Source organism: Kaistella sp. SH40-3 (assembly GCF_030686865.1).
GTDB lineage: Bacteria > Bacteroidota > Bacteroidia > Flavobacteriales > Weeksellaceae > Kaistella.
Genome location: NZ_JAQYUS010000001.1, coordinates 589,508 through 614,748 on the forward strand (window position 1 = coordinate 589,508; position 25,241 = coordinate 614,748).

A 25,241-nucleotide genomic window follows, 5' to 3' on the forward strand; every position below is an offset into this window, starting at 1 on the left:
TTTTACATTAATTTTTAACAGCAGATCCTTCAAATTGCATTGTCAGCGGTAATTTATAAACAGTTTTTACAGGATTGCTATCTTCTGTAGCCGGTTTCCAAACTTTATCAGCATTCGCAACTTTTAAAGCTCGTACTGCTTCTTCATTAAATTGTTGATTTTCACCTTCAGCAAAAATATTAAAAATTTTTCCCAATTCATCAATGCTCAGAAAGACGGTTGTTTTCAGCAATCCTTCGTCTCCTTTAAAAATTGAAGTATCGAAAGCATTAGCCACTGACTGTCGTAAAGTGTTAACTCCTCCTGGAAATTCTGCCGGAATCTGTGCAAATTCACTTGGCATAGGTGGTGGCGGTGGAGTTGCAACATTTTGTTTTTTCTTGATGGTATCTACCTTCAATTCAGAAACTTCTATTCTATTCTTTGAAAATGAAATGATGGTATTCGTCAATTTTGTACTGCTCTTGTTCTTAAATGATATGGCGTTTTGTGTCTCATTTTGTGATTTTTTTTCTGAGATCACCGATTTTTCATTTTGGGCATTAACTTTTTCTGTAAAGAGTATAAATAAGATAGCGAGTATTGGAAGAAGAGCAAGTTTTTTTACTGTGCTAAACCTGGATTTTTTAGTGGTCATCATAATAAATCTTTTTTTGGTGTTATTAAAATTAAATTGGTGGGTGAGTTTGTAATTTTGTGAAGTCCTAATTTCATTTAAAATTAAATGTTGGTAGTTTTTAATTTCAAAGTCATTTTGAATTACATAATCATCTGCCAGAAATTCGTGGTTGGTAATCATTGCTTTTTTGTAGAGAAATAAGGCGGGATTAAACCAGGAAAATATTTTTAAGATCTCTAAGAACAAAATATCGAAACTGTGTTTTTGGTCAATATGACATTTTTCGTGTAAGAGAATGCGCTCCTCAATTTCATTGTTAATTAAATGATTTCTACTTAAAAAAATGGTATTTATAAAACTAAAAGGCACTACAACACGATCCAGAATCAACACTTTATGATTTTTGCAAATCCTCGTTTCTCCTTTTAAAAATTTAATTTTTGCAAATGAATAAATGAATTTTATCAAAAGAAACATAGAAACGATTGCGTAAATCATTAATATAATCTGTTCATTATTAAATAATTGTGTTGTGGTGTGATTAACTGTTTGAAATTCCTGTACAGATTCTCCGAAAATTAATTGGACTGTTGATTTCTGTTCAAATGGAATTTTAAATTTCACAAAAGGAATCGTGTAAGAAAATACCAAAGCAATCAGCAAGAAGATTCGGTTAAATTTAAAAGTTCGTTCTTTCTCTAAAAAAAGATAATAAAACCCAATCAAGAAAGAGGAACAAAGAATGATTTTTAAAAGGATTGCAATCATGATTTATTCTTTTATTTGGCTATCAATCATCTCACGAAGTTCTTTCAATTCCTGCTGACTCATTTTAGAATTTGCCGTGAAAAAAGACGCAAATTGAGAAACAGAACTGTTGAAAAATCGATCAATCATCGAATTCATTTCGTGGTTGAAATAGGTTTCCTTTTCCACTTTCGGAAAGTATTCTCTGGAGTTGCCAAAAGTTTTATAACCCACCAAATTTTTATTCTGCATTCTTTTAAGAAGGGTTGCAACCGTTGTTGAGGCTGGTTTTGGCTCTGGGAATACTTCTAAAATATCTTTCATGAAAGCAGTTTTTTGCTCCCACAAAATTTCCATTATTTCCTTTTCAGATTCTGTTAGTTTGGTTTTCATTTCTACAAGATTAAAGTTTGCTCTACAAATGTAGAACTATTTTTTAATTGTGCAACATATTTTTTAAATAATTTAATAATATCTTTATAGAAATGTTAATTACTGATGATAATATTCAATTAAACCATTAAGTCTATGAAAACCTCAATCGTAAATACTTCTGTCCTTTTAACTTTTCTGTTCTTAGTATCTTGTACTGGAAATTCGAAAACAACTTCCATTAAGAATACTACAGAAACTCAAAATGGAAGACTGCCAAACCCTGAAACTTTAAATAAAAACTCACCGAACTTTGAACCTGCTTTTGAAGGACAAACCAGAGTTGAAGGGGTAAAAACAAAAATGGCTTACAATGTTGAAGTCATTAATTCTGATTTAGGAAAACCGTGGGGAATTGTCAATTTACCGGATGGGAGATTTTTGATTACAGAGAAATCTGGATTTATGAGTATTGTTTCCGCGGATGGAAAAACAATTTCTAAAGTCGAAGGTTTCCCAACAGTTGATTCAAAAGCGCAAGGTGGATTATTAGATGTCGCTCTTGACCCCGATTTTAAAAATAACAGAATGATTTACTGGACTTTTTCTGAACCTGTTTCTGGCGGGAATCACACGGCTGTGGGAAAAGGAAAACTTTCTTCTGATGAAAGAACAATTGAAAATCCACAAGTTATATTCCGAGCAACGCCAACTTATGATGGAAAATTACATTACGGAAGCCGACTGGTGTTTGATAAAGATGGAAATTTATTTGTCAGTGCAGGCGAACGTTCCGATATAGAAACCAGACCATTAGCGCAAAATACAATGGCTTATTTGGGGAAAGTTTTAAAAATTACGAAAGAAGGAAAACCTGCTCCAGGAAATCCCTTCATCGGAAACTCAAAATATAAACCTGAAATTTATTCTTACGGTCATCGAAATCCACAAGGTTTAGCACTCGATGAAACTGGCCAGCTTTGGGAAGCCGAAATGGGTCCAAAAGGTGGTGATGAAGTCAACCTCATTAAACCTGGAAAAAATTATGGTTGGGGCGATGTAACTTACGGAATCGAATACAGCGGTAAAGAAATTAATGCCGGAACGACTCAAAAAGCAGGAACCGAACAACCCGTCTATTATTGGGATCCTTCCATTTCTATGAGCGGAATTACTTTTTATACCGGAAATATGGAGGAATGGAAAAACAATTTGATGCTCGGCTGTTTGAGTGGTGAGAAAATTATTCGGCTGGTCATTAAAAATAATAAAGTCGTTGGTGAAGAATGGCTATTGGAAGATAAAAAAGAGCGGTTCCGTGATGTGCTAAACGGACAAGATGGAAACCTGTACGCTATTACTGACAGCGGAAAGTTGTACAAAATTTCAAAGGAATAAAGTTGAATTTCAAAATTTATATCTTTGCACCCGTTTAATTTAACATAGAAAATTATGAAAAAAATATTTTTACCTGCAATGATTGCAGTTTTCGGGATTGCAAATGCTCAATCCGACGCTTTCAAAGGAGCAGGTGACACCCGTTTTCAAATCGGTGCAAACATTCAAGATGGTGGAACAGGAATTATGACTTCGGCAGATTTCGGTTTAGGAGAAAGTTTCTCGATTGGTGCGCAGGCGGGATATTTACTTGGTGCTAAAGAAATCGAAGGTTTCGACAAACCTTCTTTTGGTAATCGTTTTGACATTAAAGCAAGATTCAATGCAAACCTGGGAAGTGTTCTAGGATTACCACAAAACATCGATGTTTATCCAGGTCTTAATTTAGGTCTTAAAAACTTTGGTGGTCATTTGGGCGCGAGAGTTTTCTTTGATAAAGGTTTTGGTCTTTTCGCAGAAGCACAGGTTCCTTTTGCTAAATACAATGACAACGATAAAGTTTACAAAAACCTGAACAATCAGTTTCAAATGAATGTTGGAGTTTCTTTTGATCTTTCAAAATAAGAAATTTAACAATTGACACAGCAAAAAACCTCGGCTTTCGTCGAGGTTTTTCTTTGGTTTTTTTCAAGAGCCGTTTTGATTCTTTTTCCTTGACTCTTATTGATTTACGCTTCTTCTAATTGAGAATGTTTTTTGATTAAATCCTGTTGAACATTCGAAGGAACCAGTTGGTACTCTGCAAACTTCATGGTGAATTTTGCCCGGCCACCAGTGATGGAACGCAAAGTAGAACCGTAATCGTGAAGTTCTGCCAATGGAACATCTGCTAATATTTTTTGATAATGACCTTCAGAATCCATTCCTGAAATAATGGCGCGACGGGTTTGTAAATCTCCCATTACATCGCCAGTATCTTCATCTGGACAAAGAATTTCTACAGAATACATTGGCTCCAAAAGTTGAGGTTTCGCTTGGTGAAAGGCTTGTTTAAATGCTCCAGCCGCCGCGAGTTGGAAAGAAATATCATTGGAATCTACACTGTGCATTTTTCCATCATAGATCGTAACGCGGATATTCTGACAACGGGAACCTGTTAAAGGACCTTCGCTCATCTGTTGCATAATTCCTTTTTTGATAGCACCGATATATCGGTTGTCTATAGCACCACCAACGATGCACCAGTAGAACGCCAGTTTTCCGCCCCAAGGTAATTCTTCAATTTCTTTTTGTCGGATGTTAAAGCCACTTGGCTCGTCCATTCCGTCATAGAAATTTTCAACGCGCATATGGATTTCACCAAACTGTCCATTTCCGCCAGATTGTTTTTTGTGGCGATAATCAGCATCGGCAGTTCCTGTGATGGTTTCCCGGTAAGAAATTCTCGGTTCTTCAAAATTCATTTTTACGCCAAAATCATCTGCCAGTCTTTCTTTTACTAAATCTAAATGCAATTGACCTTGCCCATGCAAAATTGTTTGTTTTAATTCTGCAGACTGTTCCAGTTTTAATGTTGGATCTTCTTCCTGAATTTTATGTAATGCTGTTACCAGTTTTTCCATATCTGCTGCAGCATCGGTATATATTGCTTTTCTAATACGGCTTTCCGGGAATTCCATCGGACGAACTTTTCGGTCTAAACCTTTTGTATTTAAAGTGTGGTTCGAGCGGGCAAATTTTAATTTTACGGTAACGCCTAAATCTCCGGCAACCAATTCATTCACTGGAATTCTATCTTTTCCGACCGCAACAAATAATTGAGAAATCCGTTCGGTTTCGCCATTTTCAGCATTCACCAATTCATCGCCTGGTTTTAGAGTTCCACTTAAAACTTTGAAATAAGAGATCATTCCAACTTGTGGTTCGGAGATCGTTTTATAAATAAAAATGGTTGTTTTATCATCGGAGTTGTAAGAAACTTCGTCGCCATTTTCTAATTTTCTGGCAGGTCTTTCTGCGGGTGAAGGTGCGATGTCGTCCAGGAATCCCATCAATCGGCCACTTCCCATATCTTTTAAACCACTGGTTACAAATACCGGGAAGAATTGTTGTTTGGCTAAAGCGATCGTAATTCCTTTCGCCAGTTCTTCTTCAGAAAGATAACCTTCTTCAAAATATTTTTCCATTAAACCTTCTTCATTCTCTGCAGCGATTTCTACTAAAGCATTATGCATTTCGTTGACTCTGTCGATTTCACTATCCGGAATTTGTTTTTTCTCAGGTTTCCCACCGTCTTCCGGAAATACATACATCACCATTCTTAAAGCATCAATAATAGAATTAAAATTGTTGCCTGAATTATAAGGATATTGGATGGGAAGAAGTTTTGGTCCAAACCGTTCTTTTGCCTGTTCCAAAGTTCTGTCAAAATCGGCTTTCGGATGATCCATTTGATTGATCACGAAAATCGCAGGAGTCTGATATTTCTCCACATATTCCCAAACGAGTTCGGTTCCTACTTCAACACCATTTGCTGCATTGAGAACAATAATCGCGGTGTCTGCCACTTTTAAAGAAGATACTACTTCGCCAATAAAATCATCAAATCCCGGCGTATCAATCATGTTGATTTTATTATTTCGCCAGTTGACGAACATTTGGTGGGAAAAAATTGTTTTCCCTTTTTCATGTTCTAAATCAGTATTGTCGCTCACCGTGTTTTGACCTTCTACACTACCACGGCGCTTAATCGCTCCGCCTTCGTACAACATGGTTTCAATCAATGTAGTTTTACCACTGTCGGAATGTCCGAGCAAAACCACATTTCGTAAATTTTTGGTATTAGCACTCATAATATTTGATTTTAATAATTTAATGATCATGCTAAAAAGGAAATGACCAGCACTTAATTTTTAGGAATCTAAAGTTACAAAAGATTTAAATTGATTGCGCCGAAATTACCGACTTAAAGAGATGATAAATAACATAATAGAAATTTTCGGAATTATATAAACAAAAAAGAACGGACAATTTGCCCGTTCTTAAAATTATCAAAAGATTAATTTATTTTTTGATCAAACCAAGTTCAACCAACCTTTCATGAAGATATTCTCCCGCTGTAGTGTCTTCGTACAATTTCGGATGATTTTCATCAACACAGTTTTCTAAAGCATTCAATGGCATTTCGCTCACCGGATGCATGAAAAATGGAATCGAATATCTCGAAGTTCTCCACAATTCTCTTGGCGGATTTACCACTTGGTGAATCGTAGATTTCAGTTTGTTATTGGTATGTCTGGACAACATATCGCCAACGTTAATCATTAATTCATCTGGTTGCGCAATGGCGTCAATCCATTCGCCGTCATGATTCATTACCTGAAGACCTTTTCCTTGTGCGCCCATCAATAACGTAATCAAATTGATATCGCCATGAGCCGCAGCACGAACGGCGTTGTCAGGTTCCTGAGTAATTGGCGGATAGTGAATTGGTCTCAAAATAGAGTTTCCTTCAGCGACGTATTTGTCGAAATAGAACTCATCTAAACCAAGGTACAGCGCCAATGCTCTCAAAACATAAATACCAGTTTTTTCCAACATTTGGAAGGCTTCTTTACCAACAACATTGAATTTAGGATTTTCTGTAACTTCTACATTATCCGGGTATTCAGCCGCGTATTTTGAGCCGTCTTCCAGATACTGTCCGAAATGCCAAAACTCTTTTAGATCTCCTTTTTTAGAACCTTTTGCAGTTTCTTTTCCGAAACCTACATAACCACGCTGTCCACCGATTCCGGGGATTTCGTATTTCTGTTTTGTTTCTACTGGAAGATCAAAGAATTGTTTTACTTCGCCATAAAGTTCATCAACCAATTGGTCATTCAAGAAGTGACCTTTTAGTGCTACGAAGCCAATTTCTTCGTATGCTTTTCCGATTTCATTTACAAATTTTTGTTTGCGTTCCGGTTCACCCGAAAGGAAATCACGCAAATCCACACTTGGGATCTGTTTCATATTGTTTGATTAAGAATTCGGGTGCAAAATTAAGTTTTTTTAGATTAAAATTTTAATTATCAGTAAATTTGCCGCAATCCATTTAGATTATGAAACAATTCTCTTCCAAACGAAGCATTCAGATATTAGCCCATTTATTAAAAGATTACGGAATTTTCGATATCGTTATTTCTCCCGGATCCCGAAATGCGCCCTTGGCGATTCACTTTTCAGAAACCGACGACTTTAACTGTTACAGTATTGTTGATGAAAGAAGTGCGGCTTTTGTAGGAATGGGAATGGCGAAAAGCATTAAAAAACCAGTGGCTTTAACTTGCACAAGTGGCTCTGCGGCTACAAATTATTACCCTGCAATTACCGAAGCGTTTTATCAAAATACGCCATTGTTGATTTTAACAGCGGATCGCCCGATTGATTTTGTTGATATTTTTGATGGTCAAACGATTCGGCAGAAAGATCTTTATCAACAACATTCTTACGGAGATTTTCAGTTGCTGGAAGATGCTATGGAAAACGCCGATGATGAGAATTTTTCTATTATTAAAAAAGCCATCGAGGTTTGTTTTGAAAAGCAAGGCCCGGTTCATATCAATATTCCGTTGGAAGAACCGCTTTATAATATGGTTTCAGAACTTCCGAATTTTCTACCGGTAGAAAAAACAATTCGGGAAAATGTTTATGAATTGCCTCCGAATTTAGTTGCAGAATGGAATACTTCGAAAAGAATTATGATTCTTGTCGGAACAAGAGATTATAGTGAAGAACTGGAAATGCAGTTAACGCAGTTGGTTAAAAATCATAGTGTTGTTGTTTTAAAAGAAGCGAATTCTAATTTAAAACACGATAAGTTTTTTGCCCATATCGATCGATATATTTTCAATTTTAATGAGGCTGATTTTAAAACTTACGCACCAGATTTATTAATTACCGTTGGTCAAAATGTAGTTTCCAAAAAAGTAAAACAGTTTTTACGAAAAGCGAATCCGAAATGTCACTGGCATATTGATGAGGTTTGGCATCCTGATACGTTCTTTGCTTTGACGGAAAAAATAAAAGCAACGCCAGAAAAATTCTTTTCTAAATTGTTGAAATTCATTTTATTGGAGCCAAGTCCTTATTTTAATCTGTGGGATGTATTGCGTGATAAAAGAGATTTGAAACACGATGAATATTGCGTAGGAACACCGTTTTCTGATTTTAAATTATTTGAAATGCTTTCAAACCAATTGCCGGAAAATATTAATTTACATATCAGTAATTCTTCGGCGATTCGGTATGCACAACTGTTTGATTTTGATAAAAATAGAATTTACTGCAACCGTGGAACAAGCGGAATCGATGGTTCGACTTCAACAGCAATGGGTTTTGCAATAAAATCTCAAAAGCAAACCGTTTTGGTAACAGGAGATATGAGTTTCTTCTATGATATCAATGGGTTATGGAATAATTATATTCCGCCATATACCAGAGTAATCGTTTTTAATAATGGAGGAGGAGATATCTTTAAAATTATTCCGGGACCCAGTTCTACCAATGCTTTAGATGAATTTATCCTGACGAAACATCATAAAAATGCAGAAAATTTAGCGAAACATTTTGGATTTGCTTATACCAAAGTTGATGATGAAATCACGCTTTGCCGCATTTTAGATAATTTCTTTAAACATGACGAAAAAGCAAAAATCTTAGAAGTTGATACTTCTGCCATCGAAAATGCTGAGGTTTTAAAAGGGTATTTCGAATTTTTAAAGTCCTAATTTATATTTCGGTTTGTTCCGAATTCTTTGGCAGATTTTTAATCCTGTCGATCGGATAACTGTACGCATCGTCCAACTCATTCATTGCGTTAATCAATTGAAAATGAGAATATTCGCGCAAATTTTGCAAAGTGATTTCAGCCTCTTTGATCTTCTTAGTTTTCAATAAATGTTGTCGCTGAACTCCATTTAATAAAAAGGTTTTCGGCGTGAACCAATCTTTTCCTTTTTTAAAGATAAGATTAGAATAGGAAGAGTCGGTAATATGATTATTTTTTACAATAATAATTTCTGCGGCCTTTGATAGAGTCTTCATTTTTTCGAGTTCTTTTCGGTCTTCGAATTTGAAAGAATAATCGTAAGAATTATTTTCCACCAACTGGAAATTTGCGATTTCAGACATCGCATACGGAATCATTTGTGTTCTGTATTTTCCCGTTAAATCGTACGAAATTCTGAATTTGTACAGACCATCTTCATCGTGTTCTAAACTAGTAAAAATCTCCGCTAAGTTGATTGGTTTCTCTTTCCCAAAATTAGAAAACGTCTCATTGATACGTTTCTGATGTTGGTCTAAAAGAAATATTTCCTGGTCTTCAACCTTAATGCTTTCAAAGAACTGGGACATAAATTTTATTTTTCATTTCTTGATATTCGTCGGCAAAATTACTCAAATGAGTGATTCCGCCACCACTTTTGAAATAAAGTTTTCCACTTTCTTTTTCGATGAATCGAATCATCACACAGGAGTCGAGATTCTTTCCATCAAACCAACCGCAAACACCAGTATAGAAACCGCGGTCGTGATTTTCTGCTTCCAGAATTATTTCCAGAGTTTTCGCTTTTGGCGCTCCCAGAATAGAACCTGCCGGAAGTAAATTTTTCATAATACTTCCTATTTTATTTTGAAATTCAGGTTTCAGTTTTCCCGAAATTTCTGAACTCATCGCGTAGAGATTTTTCCTGTTTGTTTTCAGAAAATCGATCCGCTGAAATTCATTTACTTTTACTTCATCAGCAACCATGCTCAAATCATTTCGAAGTAAATCTACGACGGTGTAATGTTCTGCTTTTTCTTTAACATCGTTTTTTAAGACTTCGACCGCATTTTCCTTTGCCGCGTCAATTGTGCCTTTCATCGGATGTGTAAAGATTTCATTATTAACAATTTCCACAAAAGTTTCCGGCGAGAAAAATACAAATTCATCTTTATAAAGCACTTTATATTTTGCTTTTGATAAATAGAAAATTTCTTCTAAACTGAGATTAATTTCGATTTCGGTTTTGCAAGTATAATTGGTAAGATAAGAATTTCCCAGTTTCAGATTTTGCTGAACTTTATCAAATCCTTTTCTGTAATCTTCTTTACTTTGCGGAAATGATTTTAAAAGAATCTCTTTTTTTTCGTCGTGGTATATATTTGTGTTTTTAAAGTTTTGAAAATCAACTAATAATCCGTTTTCTTTTAGGTTGTTTTCAGTGTAAACCAAAACGTTTTCAACTAAAAAATCAACCATAAAAAAGAAGGGAACTTTCTGTTGGGAAAGTTCATCCATTTTATCAAATTTTGGATGTTGTGTTTTTAGCATGGGGCAAAAATACTCTTTTTAGGAATTAATCTTTAGGTTTTCCCTATTTTTGCACCATGGAAAAAAATTACCCTCAAAAGGTCGGCATACAACAGGTATTAAAAACAGCATTCACTTATTGGAACAGGACTTTGTTCTATCAATTATCATTTAGTTTACTGTATTTTTCTTTATTCTTTTTAGCCTACGGTTATCTTTTTCAATATTTTGGATTATGGCAAGAGATGAGCCAGTACAGTGAATTAATTCAAACAGATTTTCCTGCATTCAATAAGAAAGCAGAAGAGGTGATGAAATTGCCGCAAGCTCAAAATTTCTTTTTGGCGATTTTCTTTTTATTGGCTTTTCTAAATCCTTTAAATGTCGGGTTTTATAAAATTTACAGGAAGATAGACCTGAACGAGAAAGTTGAATTAAATGATTTATTTGCAGGTTATATTGGTTTATCTTTCTTCAAGTTTTTTAGTTTTTATCTTTTCTGGATGATCATCTTTTCCTATGCTAATTCTCTTTTTCTTTTGGGTGTAGTTTGGTTTTTTATTACCTTATTCTCTGTGCCCTTGATGTTTTTTATGAATGTCAATACGATTGAAGGAATTAAATTAACTTTTAAAGGATTGAAAACAAACTTCTCGACGATTTTTATTTCAATGGTTGTAGCATTTCTTTTTAGTTTATCAGGATTGATACTTTTCGGTTTTGGTTTTCTCTTAACGTTCCCTTTCTGGCATGCAATGATCTATACTTTATATCAACAATATTTCAAAGAAAATGGCTAAAAAGATATCCCTAATTTTTGACTGTCTTAAATTTAAATGATAAATTTGAGAACATTAAAAATTAAACTATGGATACATTTCAGGAATTTGATCAACCATCGGGGCCGGAAAAATCGGCTAGCGCAATTATCGCTCATGCATTTGATATTTATAAAGGAGTTTTTCTCTATGCGATTGTTGCATTATTAATTTCGTATGCTGTCTCACTTGTAGTACAGCCGGTTTCGGGTTTTAATCAAGCAGATTTTATGGAAGAAGTAAAGTCATCCCGAGGCGGTTTTCCAAATTTTTGGGCGATTCCTGGATTTATGCTTTATTCGGGACTTTCGGGTTTAGTAAGTTTGGTTCTAACACCTTTATATGTCGGACTTATTTATATTGCTAACAAGTATAATCTGCAAGAGAAGATCAGTTTCTCTGATTTATTTATTGGCTTCAAGCAAAACTTTTTAAATATTGTCTTATATTCATTGGTATCAAATATTTTGATTGGTGTTTCAGCAATGCTGTGTTTCTTGCCTGTATTTTTTGTTTTTCCTTTCTTTTTGTTAGGCTATCCAATTTTATTATTTGAAAATGCGACATTCTCCCAAGCATTAAGCAAATCATTTTCTATCGCAAAAGACAATTATGGGACTTTTTTAGGTGCGAGTATTTTGGCATTCTTAATTAGTATTACAGGTGTATTTTTATGTGGAATCGGAATAATTTTCACCTTGTTATTCTACCTCGTGGTGATGTATTCTGCATATTGCGCATATTGTGGCAGACCAAGACCGATCATCATTAAAAATTAATTTAAACATTCTTATATTTTAAAGAATATCTGTACATTTGAAAGCAATGGTTTTTACCGTTGCTTTTTTAATATTTAGTTATGCCAAACAAAAAACACCAAATTAATGAAGAGAAAATCAAGCAAGTATTTTTGTTGCTTGTCATTATTATTCTTGCGGGTTTAATATGTTTTCACCTGTCCTTATTTGTCCCGTCGCTTTTAGGTGCAATTACGCTGTACGTTATTACCAGAAAATACAATCTTTATTTGCAGGAAGAACGGAAATGGAAACCTTGGATCGCATCGATGGTGATCATACTGGGAACTTTGGTGGTATTGATTTTACCGATTTATTTTATTGCGGATTTATTGATTGCGAAACTGGGAAATGCTTCTGCCTACATGCAAAAATTTAATATTTTTATTGATAAAATACACGATTTCGTTTTTTCCAAAACGAATATAGATCTATTGAGCAAGGATAATCTAACCAAATTAAAAGAAGGCGTTGCTAAATTTTCTACTTCCGCATTGAGTGGAACATTTAACACTTTAACAGTAGTGGCTTCCATGTATTTTATCTTGTATTTCATGTTGGAAAAGCCACTTCTTTTTGAACGATTATTGAAAAGTTCAGCACCTTTAAAAAGAGCCAACGTTAATTTACTGGGAGAAAAAATCCGTAAAATGGTGATGGCAAATGCAATCGGAATTCCAGTCGTGGCAATTGGTCAGGGTTTAATCGCTCTAATCGGTTATTTAATTTTTGGTGCACCAAGTGCGATATTATTATTTGCTTTAACCTGTGTCGGATCAATGCTTCCAATTGTTGGAGCCGCGATTGTATATATACCGGTTTGTATTTTTATGATTGCAGAAGGGAATGTTGGACCAGGTTTAGGACTGGCTGCTTATTGTTTAATCGTAGTGGGATTAACCGATAATTTATTAAGATTTACCTTGTTAAAGAAACTGGAAAACATACATCCGCTCAATACTGTTTTTGGAATTATAATGGGGATTAATCTTTTTGGCTTTATGGGTTTAATTTTTGGACCAATCCTTATATCAATTACCATTTTATTAATTCAGGTTTACCGCGATGAATTTTCAGATGATAATCCTGAACTGATTATGTCTGAACCAAAAGAAATCGAAGAAAAGATAGACCTAAGTATTTAAAAAATTCTATTTAAAGATAAACCAATATGATTCCTGAACTTCGCCCTGAAATACTGCAAGAAATCTGTAAAACCGAAATGCCTTTTGGTAAATACAAAGGAACTCTTTTGGTCGATTTACCGATTAATTATCTGGAATGGTTTCATCGGCAGGGCATGCCGCCTGGAAAATTAGGAATGCAACTTTCTACCATTTTCGAAATAAAAATGAATGGGTTAATGGATTTATTAACTCCATTACGAGGTAAAATTCCGCAAGCGCCTACCAAAAAGAAGGTTTATAAGTTTTAATATTCAACCGAATCATTAAAATTATTTTGCAATTTGAAAACTATTTCTATTTAAATAATTTCCCCACAATTTTTCCGATTTCCACAAAATCGCTGGCGTTACCTATGTCACGTGTATCTTTTCTATATTCTACTTCATTTTGATAGGCAGGAAATATCAGTAAGAAATTTCTTTCACGGAAATGCTCGTTGAGATAATCCGGAACGTGCTGCATTTGTGGTAAATAGGAAGCCATTGAACGGTGCGCCATAAATAAAATCAGGGCGTCGTTTTCCTTCATTTTAGCAAACACTTTGGTGATTTCACTCCAGTTATTAAAAATAATAAAACTAGCATCGATATTTGCTTTCTTTCTAATTTTCTCAATCATTGCAATCGTGAGGTCCGTTCCGTAAAATTCGATCTTAGATCCCGAATTTCTGGCAATATTCCAAACCTTTAATAATGAATGGAAAAAACGCGATTCTTTTTCTGCATTTTCGGGTAAAATAACAACATATTTCTGAACTGTTGCGACGGGCTGTACCGCATGATAAACTAAAATATTAGCCGAACTATTGGTCAGATATCCACTGTATAAATTATAGACAAAACTTGGCGTGAATCCTTTCACTCCATCGATTCCGATCATTAAATCGGTGATACCATATTCTTTAATAACATTGCTGACTCCATAAATAACATCTTTATCATAGCGGGTAATCGGAGTAATTTTAACATCTGCAGAAGCGCCAATATTAACGATTTGGTTTAGTAAGTTTTCTGCATTTTTTTTAGAGGAATCATTTTTCTCTTCATTAATGATATTTACCGCAAAGAGATTTTCAGACGTGTTTTTTGATTTAATCAACAACGCAAGACTCGTCATTGGATCAATCGTACTGAGGTGGTTTACAGCCAATAAAATATTTTCTGTTTCTGGATTATTTTCTGAAATAGTGTTTTCATTATCGGCCTTAAGTAATTTTTCGGCATTTTTTTGAGTAACAAAAGAAGAGATGGTACAGGAAATAAGAATCAGCAGAATACTTCCATTAAGAACGCTTTCGTCCAGCAATCTGATTGGTTCGCCTAAATCTGTTTCACCGATGATAATATTATATCCCACCGTAACTGTTGCTAAAGTTGCCGCCGCAGATGCTGAACTTAAACCGAAAATAATTCCACCTTCCGGCTTCGTGTATTTGAAAGTTTTCTGTGTTGCTACCGAAGCTAGATATTTTCCGCCAATAGAAATTGTAATCATTAACGCTGCAACCTTAATGGTTTCCAAATCTTTGAAGAAGACCGTAACATCAATTAACATTCCTACGCTGATCAGGAAGAAGGGGATAAAAATCGCGTTTCCCACAAATTCTACCCGATTCATTAATGATGAAGTTCGCGGAATTAATTTATTTAAAGCCAGTCCAGCCAGAAACGCCCCAATAATCGCTTCAATGCCCGCAAGCTCTGCCAGAAGTGCAGCAAGGTAAATCATGACCAAAACGAAGATGTATTGTGATATTTTATCACTTACCTTTTTAAAAAACCATCTGCCTAAAATTGGAAATCCGATTAAAACGATTGCAGCAAAAAGAACAATACCTACCGATAATTTAGTCCAGAAAGCAGCGTTTACTTCTCCTGCGGTCATTCCGACCACTATTGCTAAAACTAATAACGCCAAAATATCGGTAATTACCGTTCCACCAACCGTAATATTTACCGCACGGTTTTTTACCACGCCTAATTTACTCACCAACGGGTAAGAAATAAGCGTGTGCGAAGAAAAGATACTTGCAAACAGGAAAGACGTTAGCCAATTGTATTCAAGAATAAAATGTGCCGCCGCAATCCCGAATACAAAGGGAATGATGAAAGTGTAGGCGCCGAAGCCCATACTTTTGTATTTGTTTTTCTTAAACTCTGCCAAATCGATTTCGAGGCCAGCGAGAAACATAATGTAAAGTAATCCTGTGGTTCCTGTAACTACAATACTGCTGTCTCTGGTCAGAATATTCAAGCCATTCGGGCCAACAACTGCTCCGGCGATAATTAAGCCGAGAAGATGCGGAACTTTGATTTTGTTGAGTAGTAAAGGTGCAGAGAGAATGATAATTAAAACTACCAAAAACTTAAGAACCGGATCTTCCAAAGGAAGATCGAATTGTGACACTTTTAAGAGTGTGATCATAATTTAGTTTTTGATTTTTTCTAAGTCTATTGAAAATTTCGAAAGACAATTATTGCCGCTTAATTCCCGGATTCCTTTCATTCTCCCTATTCGATCGTCTGAAACTTGCAAGGTGATTGCAGAAATATTGTTATCTGAACTTAGTTTGATTTCAGAACCGTTGTATTTCGCAGTATAAATTCTTTCACCGCCGCTTTTATTTGTGATTTTCACGCCGTCTTCAGAAAACTCCCAGATATCGTTTCGCTGGTCACCAATTACATTTTCGGAACAATTTGAATCGGTACAAATCATTTTCCCATTCCATTTACCTAGGATGTTTGCCGGAATTTTTAGGGCAATTGCAGTATCGCTAATTTGTTCCAGACTATCACGCATCGCTTTTAATAATTCATAATCCTGTTTCTTTGCAGCAAATTCTTGTTCTTTGATTTGCAGACTTTTTTCTCTCTCTTTCAATTGATTGTCTTTTTTGGGATCATCGCAGGAAGTGAGTATTAAGGAGAAACTGAATAAGAATATTAAAAGGAATTTCATTTAGAATAAGTTTGTGATTGACTTTAAAATTATAAAAAAAATCCCGGATTAGAAAATCTCGGGATTATAATGATATAATTTCTGTAGCAACTATTCTTTCATTTTCGCAATAACATTAATTCCTCCTTTTGTTTTGTCACCGATTTTACAAGTGATTTCGGTGTCAAGAGGTAAGAAGATATCCATTCGGGAACCGAATTTAATGAACCCGAATTCGTGACCTGCTTTTGCGTCATCACCTTCATTACTGTAGAATACAATTCGTCTAGCAACATAACCTGCAATCTGACGAAATACTACTTTATGGTTCGTTAAACTTTCAATAGCAAGGGTTGTTCTTTCGTTTTCTGTAGAAGACTTTTCATGCCATGCTACCAAATATTTCCCCGGATGGTATTTTTTATAAATAACTTTTCCAGAAACCGGGTAACGGCAAATATGAACATTTAAAGGCGACATAAAGATCGAAATCTGAATTGCTTTTCCTTTAATAAATTCATCTTCATCAACTTCTTTGATCATCACGACCTTACCATCTACTGGGGCGATTACGTTTTCTTTGTGGTCTAAAATGTCCCGATGAGGTACTCGGAAAAACCAAAACACCAATCCGAAAATGATTAATAATGGAATGATGATTAGTAATCCCCACATGTGCAGGAAATGAATGGAAAGAAAACTGATTACTGCAAATAAGATACTTGCAACAATGATGGTTCCTTTTGACTCTTTATGAAGTTTCATGTTTATATTAATTTTTCTAAAATAAAGTACAAATATACAACAGGCACACAGATAATAAAACTATCTAAACGATCCAGAATTCCGCCATGTCCTGGAATTACATTTCCGGAATCTTTAACCCCGAAATTTCTTTTTAACTGGCTTTCGACTAAATCACCTAACGGCCCGAATATGGAAACCAAAAGTCCAACGATGATGTAGTTTCCTCTTAAGTCTGGGTAATATTGCTCAATGAAATAACCAAGAATTATGGTGAAGAAAACTCCGCCTGCAAATCCTTCCCAGGTTTTTTTAGGAGAAATCTTTGGAGCCATTTTGTGTTTGCCTAAAAATTTACCAGTAAAGTAAGCAAAGGAATCGCTGCTCCATATTAAAACGAACAGGAAGAAAACTTCTAAAGTAAAGGTGTTTCCTATAGTTGAAAATTTGGGTAATCCCAAAGAGAATCCAAATGGTAATGCTGTATAGATAACGGTGAAGATAAGTTTTCCACTATCGTAATAAAGTTCTTTGGGGAAACGAAATAAAGTGACTACTGCAATAGCGATAAGTGAAATCCCTAATATTTCTGATAAATTAAAATCGAAATCAAAGCCGTGATTGAAATATCTTTTGGAAAATAGTTGATAGAAAACAAAAAGAATTAAGGGGAAGACCACCCATTTTTCCCAACTTTTTGGGTCGAACTTCATCATCTTTACACATTCCCACGCTCCCATGAAAAGGAAAAACGTCATTAAACCATAAAAAAGATTCTGCTGTTGTACAAGTCCTGGTGAAAGACCATTGATGAATTCTGCGCCCAGTGGAGTGGTGCAAAGAACGACAACTAAACCGTATAAAAGACCACCGAAAAGTCGTAGAACTAAATTTTTATCCAAAGTTGTATGATTAAATATTAGAGAAGATATTTTCTTTTAGATTACTTGATCCGAGGATTTTAATCTTCGAGCAAAAGTAAGAAAAGTTTTGTGTTATCTTTATTTGGAGTATCTAATTTAGAATTGCTTCCACTAATTGAAGTTAGGTTTCTAATATTTCCGTTGCGTTTGATTTTGCTCATGGCATCATTCAAATTGGTCACAATCTGGGAAACATTAGCCATAATGATAATTTTTTCTGGTAAACGGGAAGAATGGTAGTGTAAAATGTTATTATGAGAAAGCATGATTCTGCCATCATAAGCGATTAAGTACTCGCAGGTAATAAATGCACAATCATTAAAAAGTTCAAGTTCTGCAGTGTAAGGAACATTAACCACATTAAGGAAATTTTTTAAATCATGATCCCAACAGAAGACCGATTTAACTTCTTCAATTTTTAGGATATGGTTTAAAGTCTGAAGGGCTTCTGCTTCATCAGCGCAGTAATTAAAAAAACCGCCGGAATGCGTAAACAGTTGCGCAAACTTATAATCAAGGTCAGCATTTTTCAACTGATCCCCAAGTTTTACCAAATCCTGCTCATCATTCTCTTCAGGTTGATTTAGTATTTTTCCTACGAATTTCTTAAATAGACTCAATTCCTACTGTTTATGCGATTGTAATACAAAAATAGAAAATATTTGTTTATTCAATCAATTAAATACAAAAATCCTGATTATTTACAGTAATATAAATAATCAGGAATGAATTTTTTACAGTTGCGTATTAGATTCAGGTGCAATAATCTCTGCTTCTTCAGCAGGAGTTTGTACTTTTTGGCTATTGGAAACGGGATGTTCTGTTAATTCTGGATCCCAAGCTCTACTGCCAAATACTTCTTCTAAATCTTCTCGGAAGATGACTTCTTTTTCTAGAAGTTTCGCAGCAAGTGCATCTAATTTATCTTTATTATCTGATAATATTTGTAATGCTCTTTGATACTGTGTTTCAATGATTTTCGAAATCTCTTCATCAATCATTTTCGCAGTTTGTTCAGAGTATGGTTTTCCGAAACTGTATTCAGATTGTCCGGTACTGTCGTAATAAGAGATGTTACCCACTTTATCATTAAGTCCATAAATGGTTACCATTGCTTGGGCTTGTTTGGTTACTCTTTCTAAATCAGAAAGTGCTCCCGTAGAAATATTTCCGAAGATGGTTTGCTCAGCAGCTCTACCACCTAAAGTTGCACACAACTCATCATTCATCTGTTCAGTCGTAGTCAGTTGTCTTTCATCTGGTAAGTACCATGCTGCTCCTAAAGAGCGTCCTCTTGGTACGATGGTCACTTTCAGCAATGGTGCTGCGTGTTCTACCAACCAAGAAATCGTTGCGTGACCAGCTTCATGATAAGCTACTCTTCTTTTTTCTGATGGCTTAATGGCTTTGTTTTTCTTTTCAAGACCACCGATAATTCTATCAACAGCATCTAAGAAATCTTGTGTAGTAACCGATTCATGTGAGTTTCTCGCTGCAATTAAAGCGGCTTCATTACAAAGGTTTGCGATATCTGCACCACTAAATCCAGGAGTTTGCTTTGCTAAAAACTCTCGGTCAATATTCGGTTCTAATTTAATTTTTGCCAAATGCACATCGAAGATTTCTCTTCTTTCGTGCAATTCTGGTAAGTCTACATAAATTGAACGGTCAAAACGACCAGCTCTCATTAAAGCTTTGTCTAGAATATCGGCTCTGTTGGTTGCCGCCATTATAATCACATTGGTGTCGGTTCCAAATCCGTCCATTTCTGTTAATAACTGGTTCAGCGTATTTTCTCTTTCATCGTTACCACCAGTCATGTTTCCTTTTCCTCTGGCTCTACCAATCGCATCAATTTCATCAATGAAAATAATCGCGGGTGATTTTGCTTTTGCCTGAGCAAATAGATCTCTAACACGAGATGCTCCAACTCCAACAAACATTTCTACAAAGTCAGAACCAGACAGGGAGAAGAAAGGAACCTTCGCTTCACCTGCAACGGCTTTTGCTAAAAGGGTTTTACCTGTTCCCGGAGGACCAACTAACAATACTCCTTTTGGGATTTTACCTCCCAATTTGGTGTATTTTTCAGAATTCTTTAAAAAGTCCACGACTTCCTGAACTTCTTCTTTTGCACCTTCTAATCCTGCAACATCCTTAAATGAAACTTGAATTTTATCTTTCTCATCAAAGAGTTTTGCTTTTGATTTACCGATGGAGAAGATTTGGCCACCGCCGCCACCGCCACCGCCGCCCATCATTTTGCGGAAAATCACAAAATAGAAAAGTGCCATAATTGCAATCCAGAATACTGCGGTAAATAATAATTCCATCATCGGATTCTTACCTTGTCCGTAATCTTTTTTTGTGGTGATTGCTGGGTTGTCTTGTTTAATTTTATCAAACTTTTCCAAGAAAAGTTGTAGGTCGCCATACGCTAATGTGTAATCAGGCTTTTCTGATAAATCAAAAACAGCAAATGGACTTCTTTCGTTCGTTTTTTGTTTCGTCGCTAATTCTGTTTTTGCTGCTTGGTTCAAAAAAACATCTGCTTTCTCAGTATCTTTGTATACGAGGACGTTCTCCACTTTCCCTTGCTCCATTAATTTATAGAACGCTTCTTCATCTATTTGATTAGAGGTTGAATCGCTATTCATATTAGAAAAGAAAAAGAGCAAAATGGCTCCAATTGCTATTGGAAAGAACCAGTTAAATCCTTTATTATTGTTCATATCTTTTTTATAAAAATTTTGACGAAAAATGGTGCCCGTCAAGTTTCAGTAATTAATTTTCGATTTTGGTAATCTGTGCATCACCCCAAAGTTCTTCTATGTCGTAGTACTCACGAGTTTCCCTTTGGAAAACATGCACTACTACCGATACATAATCAAGTAGAATCCACAGAGAATTTTCTTCACCTTCTACATGCCAAGGTCGGTCTTGAAGTTCGTTACGAACCTTCTTTTGAATATTACCTGAGATTGCAGAGACTTGCGTGTTGGAGTTTCCTGTACAAATTATAAAAGTTTGGGCAGCCGAATTTTCTATTTTAGATAAATCGAAAATCATGATGTCTTCTCCGTTGGTATCTTGTATTGCTTCTACTACTTTGTCGATTAGTAGTTGCTTTTCTGTAATTTTGTTCATTAAAAATTTTGTATAATCTGCAAATTTATTGTTTTTTTATTTAATTAGTCTCAAATTTACCATTTCTAACTCTTAAAGTTTTCATAAATGATGCGCTTGTGCTATCTTAGAGAATGTTCCTCAACCCACGATGAAATAGAGAAATTTATTTCTGCTGATACTCTTGATATCCAAGCCGTTTTCACCTTTAATCAAACCAAAGGAAAGGGTCAGTATGGAAATACCTGGGAGTCTAGCGAAAGATTAAGTTTGGCTTATTCAGTCGCAGTTCCCGAGGAACTCATTAAATTACCTAATCACATCTTCAATTTTCATACCGCTGAAGTCTTGGCTGATTTTCTTGCCAATCTGACAAATCATGTTCCTGAAATCAAGTGGCCAAACGATATCATTATTAATAAAAAAAAGATCTCCGGAATTTTAATTGAAAAGAGAATAATTAAATCAAGATCATATTTTCTGATTGGAATTGGTTTAAATGTTTTGGAAGAAAATTTCAGTCACCTACCAAAAGCAGGTTCTTTGCTCACCCAAACTGGACTTCGGTTTGACCTGGAAAGTCTAACCCATTCTCTACACGACTATTTAGTGGAGAATTTAATAAAACCAGTTTCTGAAAAATGGGTAATGCAAAATCTAAATCGAAGGTTATTCCGAAAGAATTTAATTTCAGTTTTTGAAATCGGTCAATCAAGACAAAATGGCATCATTAAAAAAGTTGATGAAGACGGATTTCTTTGGGTAGAACTAGAAAAAGATGGTTTGCAGAAATTCTTTCATAAAGAAATCACGCTTCTTTATTGATTGGCTCTTTTGAAATAAAGATATAAGGCAATTGGTCCAAATATAAAATTAGGCAACCACATGGCAACAAGTGGCGATAGCGTTTTATTAGCAGAAACAACCTTTAGAACTTCAAAAGAAAATACAAATACAAAAGCCAATGAAATCCCGATGGCAAGGTTCATTCCCAATCCACCACGTTTTTTCTGCGATGCAAGTGCTAAGCCCAAAACGGTTAGTATAATCACTGAAAACGGCATCGAGGTTCGCTGATGCAGTTCATTTAAATAATTATTGAGGTTGGCGTTTCCTTTTTCTTTCTCACGATTAATAAATTTAATAAGTTCTGGCGTTGTTTTATTTTGACCCAATAAAACATCTGGGAATAATTCTTCTGGCAATTGTCCGAAACTTTTGTTCATAGAACTCCCTTGCGCTAATTTTTCGGTGTCATTTTTTAGAATGGTTTTTTCTAAATAATTGGTCATTATGAAATACTTTTTATCTGCTTGCCAATAAAAATCGGCAGCATTTAATTGATAAATAAGTTTTCTGTCTTTATCGAATTTTTGATAGAAAAAACCCGAACCACGTTTTTCTTTTTTATTATAACTTTTAATGAAAATATATTCCGTCTTAGAAAGTTGAGTTGCCACTTCAGTATTACCGGTGAATTCCTCACGGTTTTTTGCACTATAAGTGTAAGGTTCTAACTCATTCTTTTTAATGTTTGCCAGCGGTAAAATAAAGTGATTGATTAATAAAGCCGCAATTGCAATGAATCCCGAAGTCATTAAATAAGGTCTTGCAAATCGATGAAAACTAGCGCCGGAACTGATGATTGCAACAATTTCTGTATTGTTCGCAATTTTTGAAGTAAAGAAAATAACCGAAATAAAAACCAAAATCGACATGAAGGTAATCACCAGATTCACAACCCAATATGGATAAAAATCGATTAAAAATTCGGTTACGGTAAAACCATTCGATTCAATTCTGGGTGCTTTTGCCTGTACATCGATGACCAAAATAATAATCGTTAATAATCCCAACATGAACCCAAAAGTCCCGAGGTATTTTTTGATGATATAGAGGTCAATTATTTTCATAAATCCTTATGGCGTTTTTTTTTTAAAGTCTTTGTCTAAGTATGGGATCGATCGATTGTTTCCATTCATAAAAATCACCTGCGATAATATGTTGTCGCGCAACCCGAACCAAATCTAGATAGAAAGCAAGATTATGAATCGATGCAATTTGTTTTCCTAAATATTCTTTCGCCACAAATAAATGGCGGACATAGGCTTTGGAATAATGCGAATCTACATAACTTGTTCCGAATTCATCTAAAGGCGAGAAATCACTTTCCCACTTTTTATTTTTCATATTCATAACGCCTTGCCAGGTAAACAACATTGCATTTCTGGCATTTCTGGTTGGCATTACACAATCCATCATATCGATTCCCAGACCAATTGATTCTAAAATATTCCACGGAGTTCCAACTCCCATTAAATATCTAGGTTTTTCTACTGGTAAGATATCAGTTACAATATCTGTAATTCTGTACATTTCTTCCTCCGGTTCCCCTACAGAAAGTCCACCAATTGCATTTCCTACTGCATTTTGATCCGAAATAAATTCAGCAGATCTTTTTCTTAAATCCGCATAAGTTGAACCTTGTACGATTGGAAATAGGTGTTGTTTGTGTTCGTAAATTTCTGGATTTTCTTCCGTCCATTTAATGCATCTTTTTAACCAACGATGCGTCATTTCCATTGATTTTTTCGCTAAATTATATTCGCAAGGATAAGGCGTACATTCATCAAAAGCCATAAAAATATCTGCTCCAATTTGTCGCTGGATTTCCATTGAAATTTCTGGGGAAATAAAATGGGCACTGCCGTCGATATGAGATTTAAATTTTACGCCTTTCTCATTTAGTTTTCTTGATTTTGATAAAGAGAAAACCTGGTAACCGCCAGAATCCGTTAAGATCGGTAAATCCCAGTTCATGAATTTGTGCAAACCGCCTGCTTGCTGCATAATATCCATTTTCGGACGAAGATTTAAATGATAGGTATTCCCTAAAATAATCTGCGCTTTGATGTCATCTTTTAATTCTCTCTGATGAACCGTTTTTACGGAGGCTACTGTTCCCACCGGCATGAAAATCGGTGTTTGAATCGTTCCGTGATCGGTCGTAATTGTTCCAGCTCTTGCTTTGCCAGTTGTGGTATTGTTGATTTCGAAAAATTGGGACTTCATATTATTTTGCAAATGCAGGTACTTTTTTATTTTCTTTTAATTTTTTCTCGATATAGATTTTTGCTTTAGGATCTTTGTTTAAAATAATATCTTGTGCCTTATCTATAATTTGTTCTATTTCGCCAGTGGCTGTGTAGTATTTGTAATTTTCAACAAAATCATTTCCTTTAATTTTTTTTTGTTGAAGAATATATCTGGTGTCATTATCTAAATTGTTGTTTTCAACAACTGCGCTGAGTTGTTCAGTGAGGGCAAAATCTGCGAGCACTTCTGACATGGTATCTTTACCAATAAGGTTTTTAGGCTTGTCGATGAGTTCTGAACAAGCTATCATTAAAAATGAAAAAAGAACGAATGCTGTTTTTCTCATAATTTTCCGATAATGGATTTCCACTTTAAATTCAAAACACCGAAAACGGCTTCATGAATAATTCCACCGTTCATTTTACTTTCACCTAATTCTCGATTGGTGAAGATTATGGGAACTTCTACAACTTTAAATCCTTTTTTAATTGCACGGAATTTCATTTCAATCTGAAAGCCATATCCTTTTAATTTAATTTGATCTAAGCCGATTTCTTCCAAAACTTTTCGGGAAAAACAAACGAATCCAGCAGTCGTATCTCGAATCGGAATCCTCAAAATCGTACGAACATATCCGGAAGCGAAATAAGAAAGTAAAACTCTTCCCATAGGCCAGTTAACTACATTTACTCCTTTGGAATATCTGGAGCCAATGCTCATGTCGGCTTTTAAACAAGCCTCATATAATTTATTAAGATCAACTGGATTGTGCGAGAAATCGGCATCCATCTCGAAAATATAGTCGTAAGTATTTTCCAACGCCCATTTGAATCCGTGGATGTATGCTTTTCCTAAACCATCTTTCACTTTTCTAATAATTAAATGAAGCCAATCAGGATAAATCCCTTGGAGTTTTTTTACAATTTCGGCTGTTCCATCGGGTGACGAATCATCGACAATCAAAACATGAAAATCCTCTTTCAACGCAAAAACCGCTGAGATAATATTTTCGATATTTTCCTTTTCATTATAAGTCGGAATGATGACGAGTTTTTTCATCGTAGAAATTAAGGTGCAAAGATAAACTATTCCGTTGTTATTTTTACAGAACGATTTTGAGCAGCAAGATTAGTTCCAAATAAATTTGGGTTAATACACCCAAATTTATTCCTTTTATATTCTTATTTTTGCAAAA

25 protein-coding genes are annotated in these 25,241 nt (G+C 35.1%); 8 read left to right on the forward strand and 17 right to left on the reverse strand.

The genetic code is table 11. From position 1 onward, the window contains the following. Window positions 1-7 precede the first annotated feature (7 nt). Both PUH65_RS02690 and PUH65_RS02695 read right to left on the reverse strand, forming a co-directional pair. Window positions 8-1,387 (reverse strand): M56 family metallopeptidase, encoded by a 1,380-nt coding sequence (locus tag PUH65_RS02690; RefSeq protein ID WP_305518335.1) that lies wholly within the window; start codon window positions 1,385-1,387, stop codon window positions 8-10. Between the two features lie 3 nt (window positions 1,388-1,390). Continuing rightward, window positions 1,391-1,759: a BlaI/MecI/CopY family transcriptional regulator gene (locus tag PUH65_RS02695; RefSeq protein ID WP_305518336.1), complete on the reverse strand. Its 369-nt coding sequence runs from the start codon at window positions 1,757-1,759 to the stop codon at window positions 1,391-1,393. A gap of 135 nt (window positions 1,760-1,894) precedes the next feature. Between PUH65_RS02695 and PUH65_RS02700 the strand changes: the two genes are divergently transcribed. Continuing rightward, window positions 1,895-3,136, forward strand: coding sequence for a PQQ-dependent sugar dehydrogenase (locus tag PUH65_RS02700; RefSeq protein ID WP_305518337.1), 1,242 nt, complete (start codon window positions 1,895-1,897; stop codon window positions 3,134-3,136). Between the two features lie 54 nt (window positions 3,137-3,190). Further along, on the forward strand, window positions 3,191-3,700 hold the full coding sequence (locus PUH65_RS02705) for a DUF6646 family protein (protein WP_305518338.1): 510 nt from the start codon (window positions 3,191-3,193) through the stop codon (window positions 3,698-3,700). Between the two features lie 104 nt (window positions 3,701-3,804). Here PUH65_RS02705 and PUH65_RS02710 read toward each other — a convergent pair whose 3' ends face one another. Next, window positions 3,805-5,928: a translation factor GTPase family protein gene (locus PUH65_RS02710; RefSeq protein ID WP_305518339.1), complete on the reverse strand. Its 2,124-nt coding sequence runs from the start codon at window positions 5,926-5,928 to the stop codon at window positions 3,805-3,807. Window positions 5,929-6,139: 211 nt separating this feature from the next. Next, window positions 6,140-7,090, reverse strand: a complete 951-nt coding sequence (locus tag PUH65_RS02715; RefSeq protein WP_305518340.1) for an isopenicillin N synthase family oxygenase — start codon at window positions 7,088-7,090, stop codon at window positions 6,140-6,142. 89 nt (window positions 7,091-7,179) lie between these two features. On the opposite strand from PUH65_RS02715, the gene menD reads away from it, so the two are divergent. Beyond that, entirely contained in the window at window positions 7,180-8,847 is a 1,668-nt protein-coding gene (menD, locus tag PUH65_RS02720; protein ID WP_305518341.1) for a 2-succinyl-5-enolpyruvyl-6-hydroxy-3-cyclohexene-1-carboxylic-acid synthase, read from the forward strand. A 1-nt stretch (window position 8,848) separates the two neighbouring features. On the opposite strand, the gene PUH65_RS02725 is transcribed toward menD, so the two are convergent. Further along, complete coding sequence (locus PUH65_RS02725) at window positions 8,849-9,475, reverse strand: aminotransferase class IV (RefSeq protein ID WP_305518343.1); 627 nt, start codon at window positions 9,473-9,475, stop codon at window positions 8,849-8,851. Beyond that, the gene (locus PUH65_RS02730) at window positions 9,459-10,436 is read right to left on the reverse strand and encodes an aminodeoxychorismate synthase component I (protein ID WP_305518344.1); all 978 of its coding nucleotides are present in this window, start codon (window positions 10,434-10,436) and stop codon (window positions 9,459-9,461) included. Before PUH65_RS02730 ends, PUH65_RS02725 begins: the two co-directional genes overlap by 17 nt. A 56-nt stretch (window positions 10,437-10,492) precedes the next feature. Here PUH65_RS02730 and PUH65_RS02735 point away from each other — a divergent pair, with 56 nt between their 5' ends. From PUH65_RS02735 to PUH65_RS02750, 4 genes are all read left to right on the forward strand, one after another. Next, window positions 10,493-11,215, forward strand: coding sequence for a hypothetical protein (locus tag PUH65_RS02735; RefSeq protein ID WP_305518345.1), 723 nt, complete (start codon window positions 10,493-10,495; stop codon window positions 11,213-11,215). 68 nt (window positions 11,216-11,283) lie between these two features. Next, window positions 11,284-12,012, forward strand: coding sequence for a beta-carotene 15,15'-monooxygenase (locus PUH65_RS02740; protein ID WP_305518346.1), 729 nt, complete (start codon window positions 11,284-11,286; stop codon window positions 12,010-12,012). Window positions 12,013-12,092: 80 nt separating this feature from the next. Next, window positions 12,093-13,175 (forward strand): AI-2E family transporter, encoded by a 1,083-nt coding sequence (locus tag PUH65_RS02745; protein WP_305518347.1) that lies wholly within the window; start codon window positions 12,093-12,095, stop codon window positions 13,173-13,175. Window positions 13,176-13,201: 26 nt separating this feature from the next. Next, entirely contained in the window at window positions 13,202-13,465 is a 264-nt protein-coding gene (locus PUH65_RS02750) for a DUF3820 family protein (RefSeq protein WP_305518348.1), read from the forward strand. A gap of 46 nt (window positions 13,466-13,511) precedes the next feature. Here the strand turns inward: PUH65_RS02750 and PUH65_RS02755 are convergent, their stop codons facing one another. From PUH65_RS02755 to rsfS, 7 genes are all read right to left on the reverse strand, one after another. After that, window positions 13,512-15,641, reverse strand: a complete 2,130-nt coding sequence (locus tag PUH65_RS02755) for a cation:proton antiporter (RefSeq protein WP_305518349.1) — start codon at window positions 15,639-15,641, stop codon at window positions 13,512-13,514. 3 nt (window positions 15,642-15,644) lie between these two features. Next, window positions 15,645-16,178: a hypothetical protein gene (locus PUH65_RS02760; RefSeq protein WP_305518350.1), complete on the reverse strand. Its 534-nt coding sequence runs from the start codon at window positions 16,176-16,178 to the stop codon at window positions 15,645-15,647. Window positions 16,179-16,268: 90 nt separating this feature from the next. Beyond that, entirely contained in the window at window positions 16,269-16,922 is a 654-nt protein-coding gene (locus PUH65_RS02765) for a phosphatidylserine decarboxylase family protein (protein ID WP_305518351.1), read from the reverse strand. A gap of 2 nt (window positions 16,923-16,924) precedes the next feature. Next, a complete protein-coding gene (locus tag PUH65_RS02770; protein WP_305518352.1) occupies window positions 16,925-17,803 on the reverse strand; it encodes a phosphatidate cytidylyltransferase in 879 nt (292 codons plus the stop codon). Between the two features lie 59 nt (window positions 17,804-17,862). Then, complete coding sequence (locus PUH65_RS02775) at window positions 17,863-18,444, reverse strand: LUD domain-containing protein (protein WP_305518354.1); 582 nt, start codon at window positions 18,442-18,444, stop codon at window positions 17,863-17,865. A 114-nt stretch (window positions 18,445-18,558) separates the two neighbouring features. Further along, window positions 18,559-20,556 carry an ATP-dependent zinc metalloprotease FtsH gene (gene ftsH, locus PUH65_RS02780; protein WP_305518355.1) on the reverse strand — a complete coding sequence of 666 codons (1,998 nt, stop codon included), beginning with the start codon at window positions 20,554-20,556 and terminating at the stop codon, window positions 18,559-18,561. Window positions 20,557-20,608: 52 nt separating this feature from the next. Continuing rightward, entirely contained in the window at window positions 20,609-20,971 is a 363-nt protein-coding gene (rsfS, locus tag PUH65_RS02785; RefSeq protein ID WP_305518356.1) for a ribosome silencing factor, read from the reverse strand. A gap of 87 nt (window positions 20,972-21,058) precedes the next feature. On the opposite strand from rsfS, the gene PUH65_RS02790 reads away from it, so the two are divergent. Next, window positions 21,059-21,775 (forward strand): biotin--[acetyl-CoA-carboxylase] ligase, encoded by a 717-nt coding sequence (locus tag PUH65_RS02790; RefSeq protein WP_305518357.1) that lies wholly within the window; start codon window positions 21,059-21,061, stop codon window positions 21,773-21,775. Here PUH65_RS02790 and PUH65_RS02795 read toward each other — a convergent pair. From PUH65_RS02795 to PUH65_RS02810, 4 genes are read right to left on the reverse strand one after another with little or no spacing between them, the layout of a single operon-like run. Next, window positions 21,769-22,863, reverse strand: a complete 1,095-nt coding sequence (locus PUH65_RS02795) for an LptF/LptG family permease (RefSeq protein WP_305518359.1) — start codon at window positions 22,861-22,863, stop codon at window positions 21,769-21,771. The two genes, PUH65_RS02790 and PUH65_RS02795, sit on opposite strands and share 7 nt — an antisense overlap. Window positions 22,864-22,885: 22 nt before the next feature. Then, entirely contained in the window at window positions 22,886-24,022 is a 1,137-nt protein-coding gene (gene tgt / locus PUH65_RS02800) for a tRNA guanosine(34) transglycosylase Tgt (protein WP_305518360.1), read from the reverse strand. Between the two features lies 1 nt (window position 24,023). Continuing rightward, window positions 24,024-24,392, reverse strand: coding sequence for a DUF4296 domain-containing protein (locus PUH65_RS02805; protein WP_305518361.1), 369 nt, complete (start codon window positions 24,390-24,392; stop codon window positions 24,024-24,026). After that, window positions 24,389-25,105 (reverse strand): polyprenol monophosphomannose synthase, encoded by a 717-nt coding sequence (locus PUH65_RS02810; RefSeq protein WP_305518362.1) that lies wholly within the window; start codon window positions 25,103-25,105, stop codon window positions 24,389-24,391. Before PUH65_RS02810 ends, PUH65_RS02805 begins: the two co-directional genes overlap by 4 nt. Window positions 25,106-25,241 lie beyond the last annotated feature (136 nt).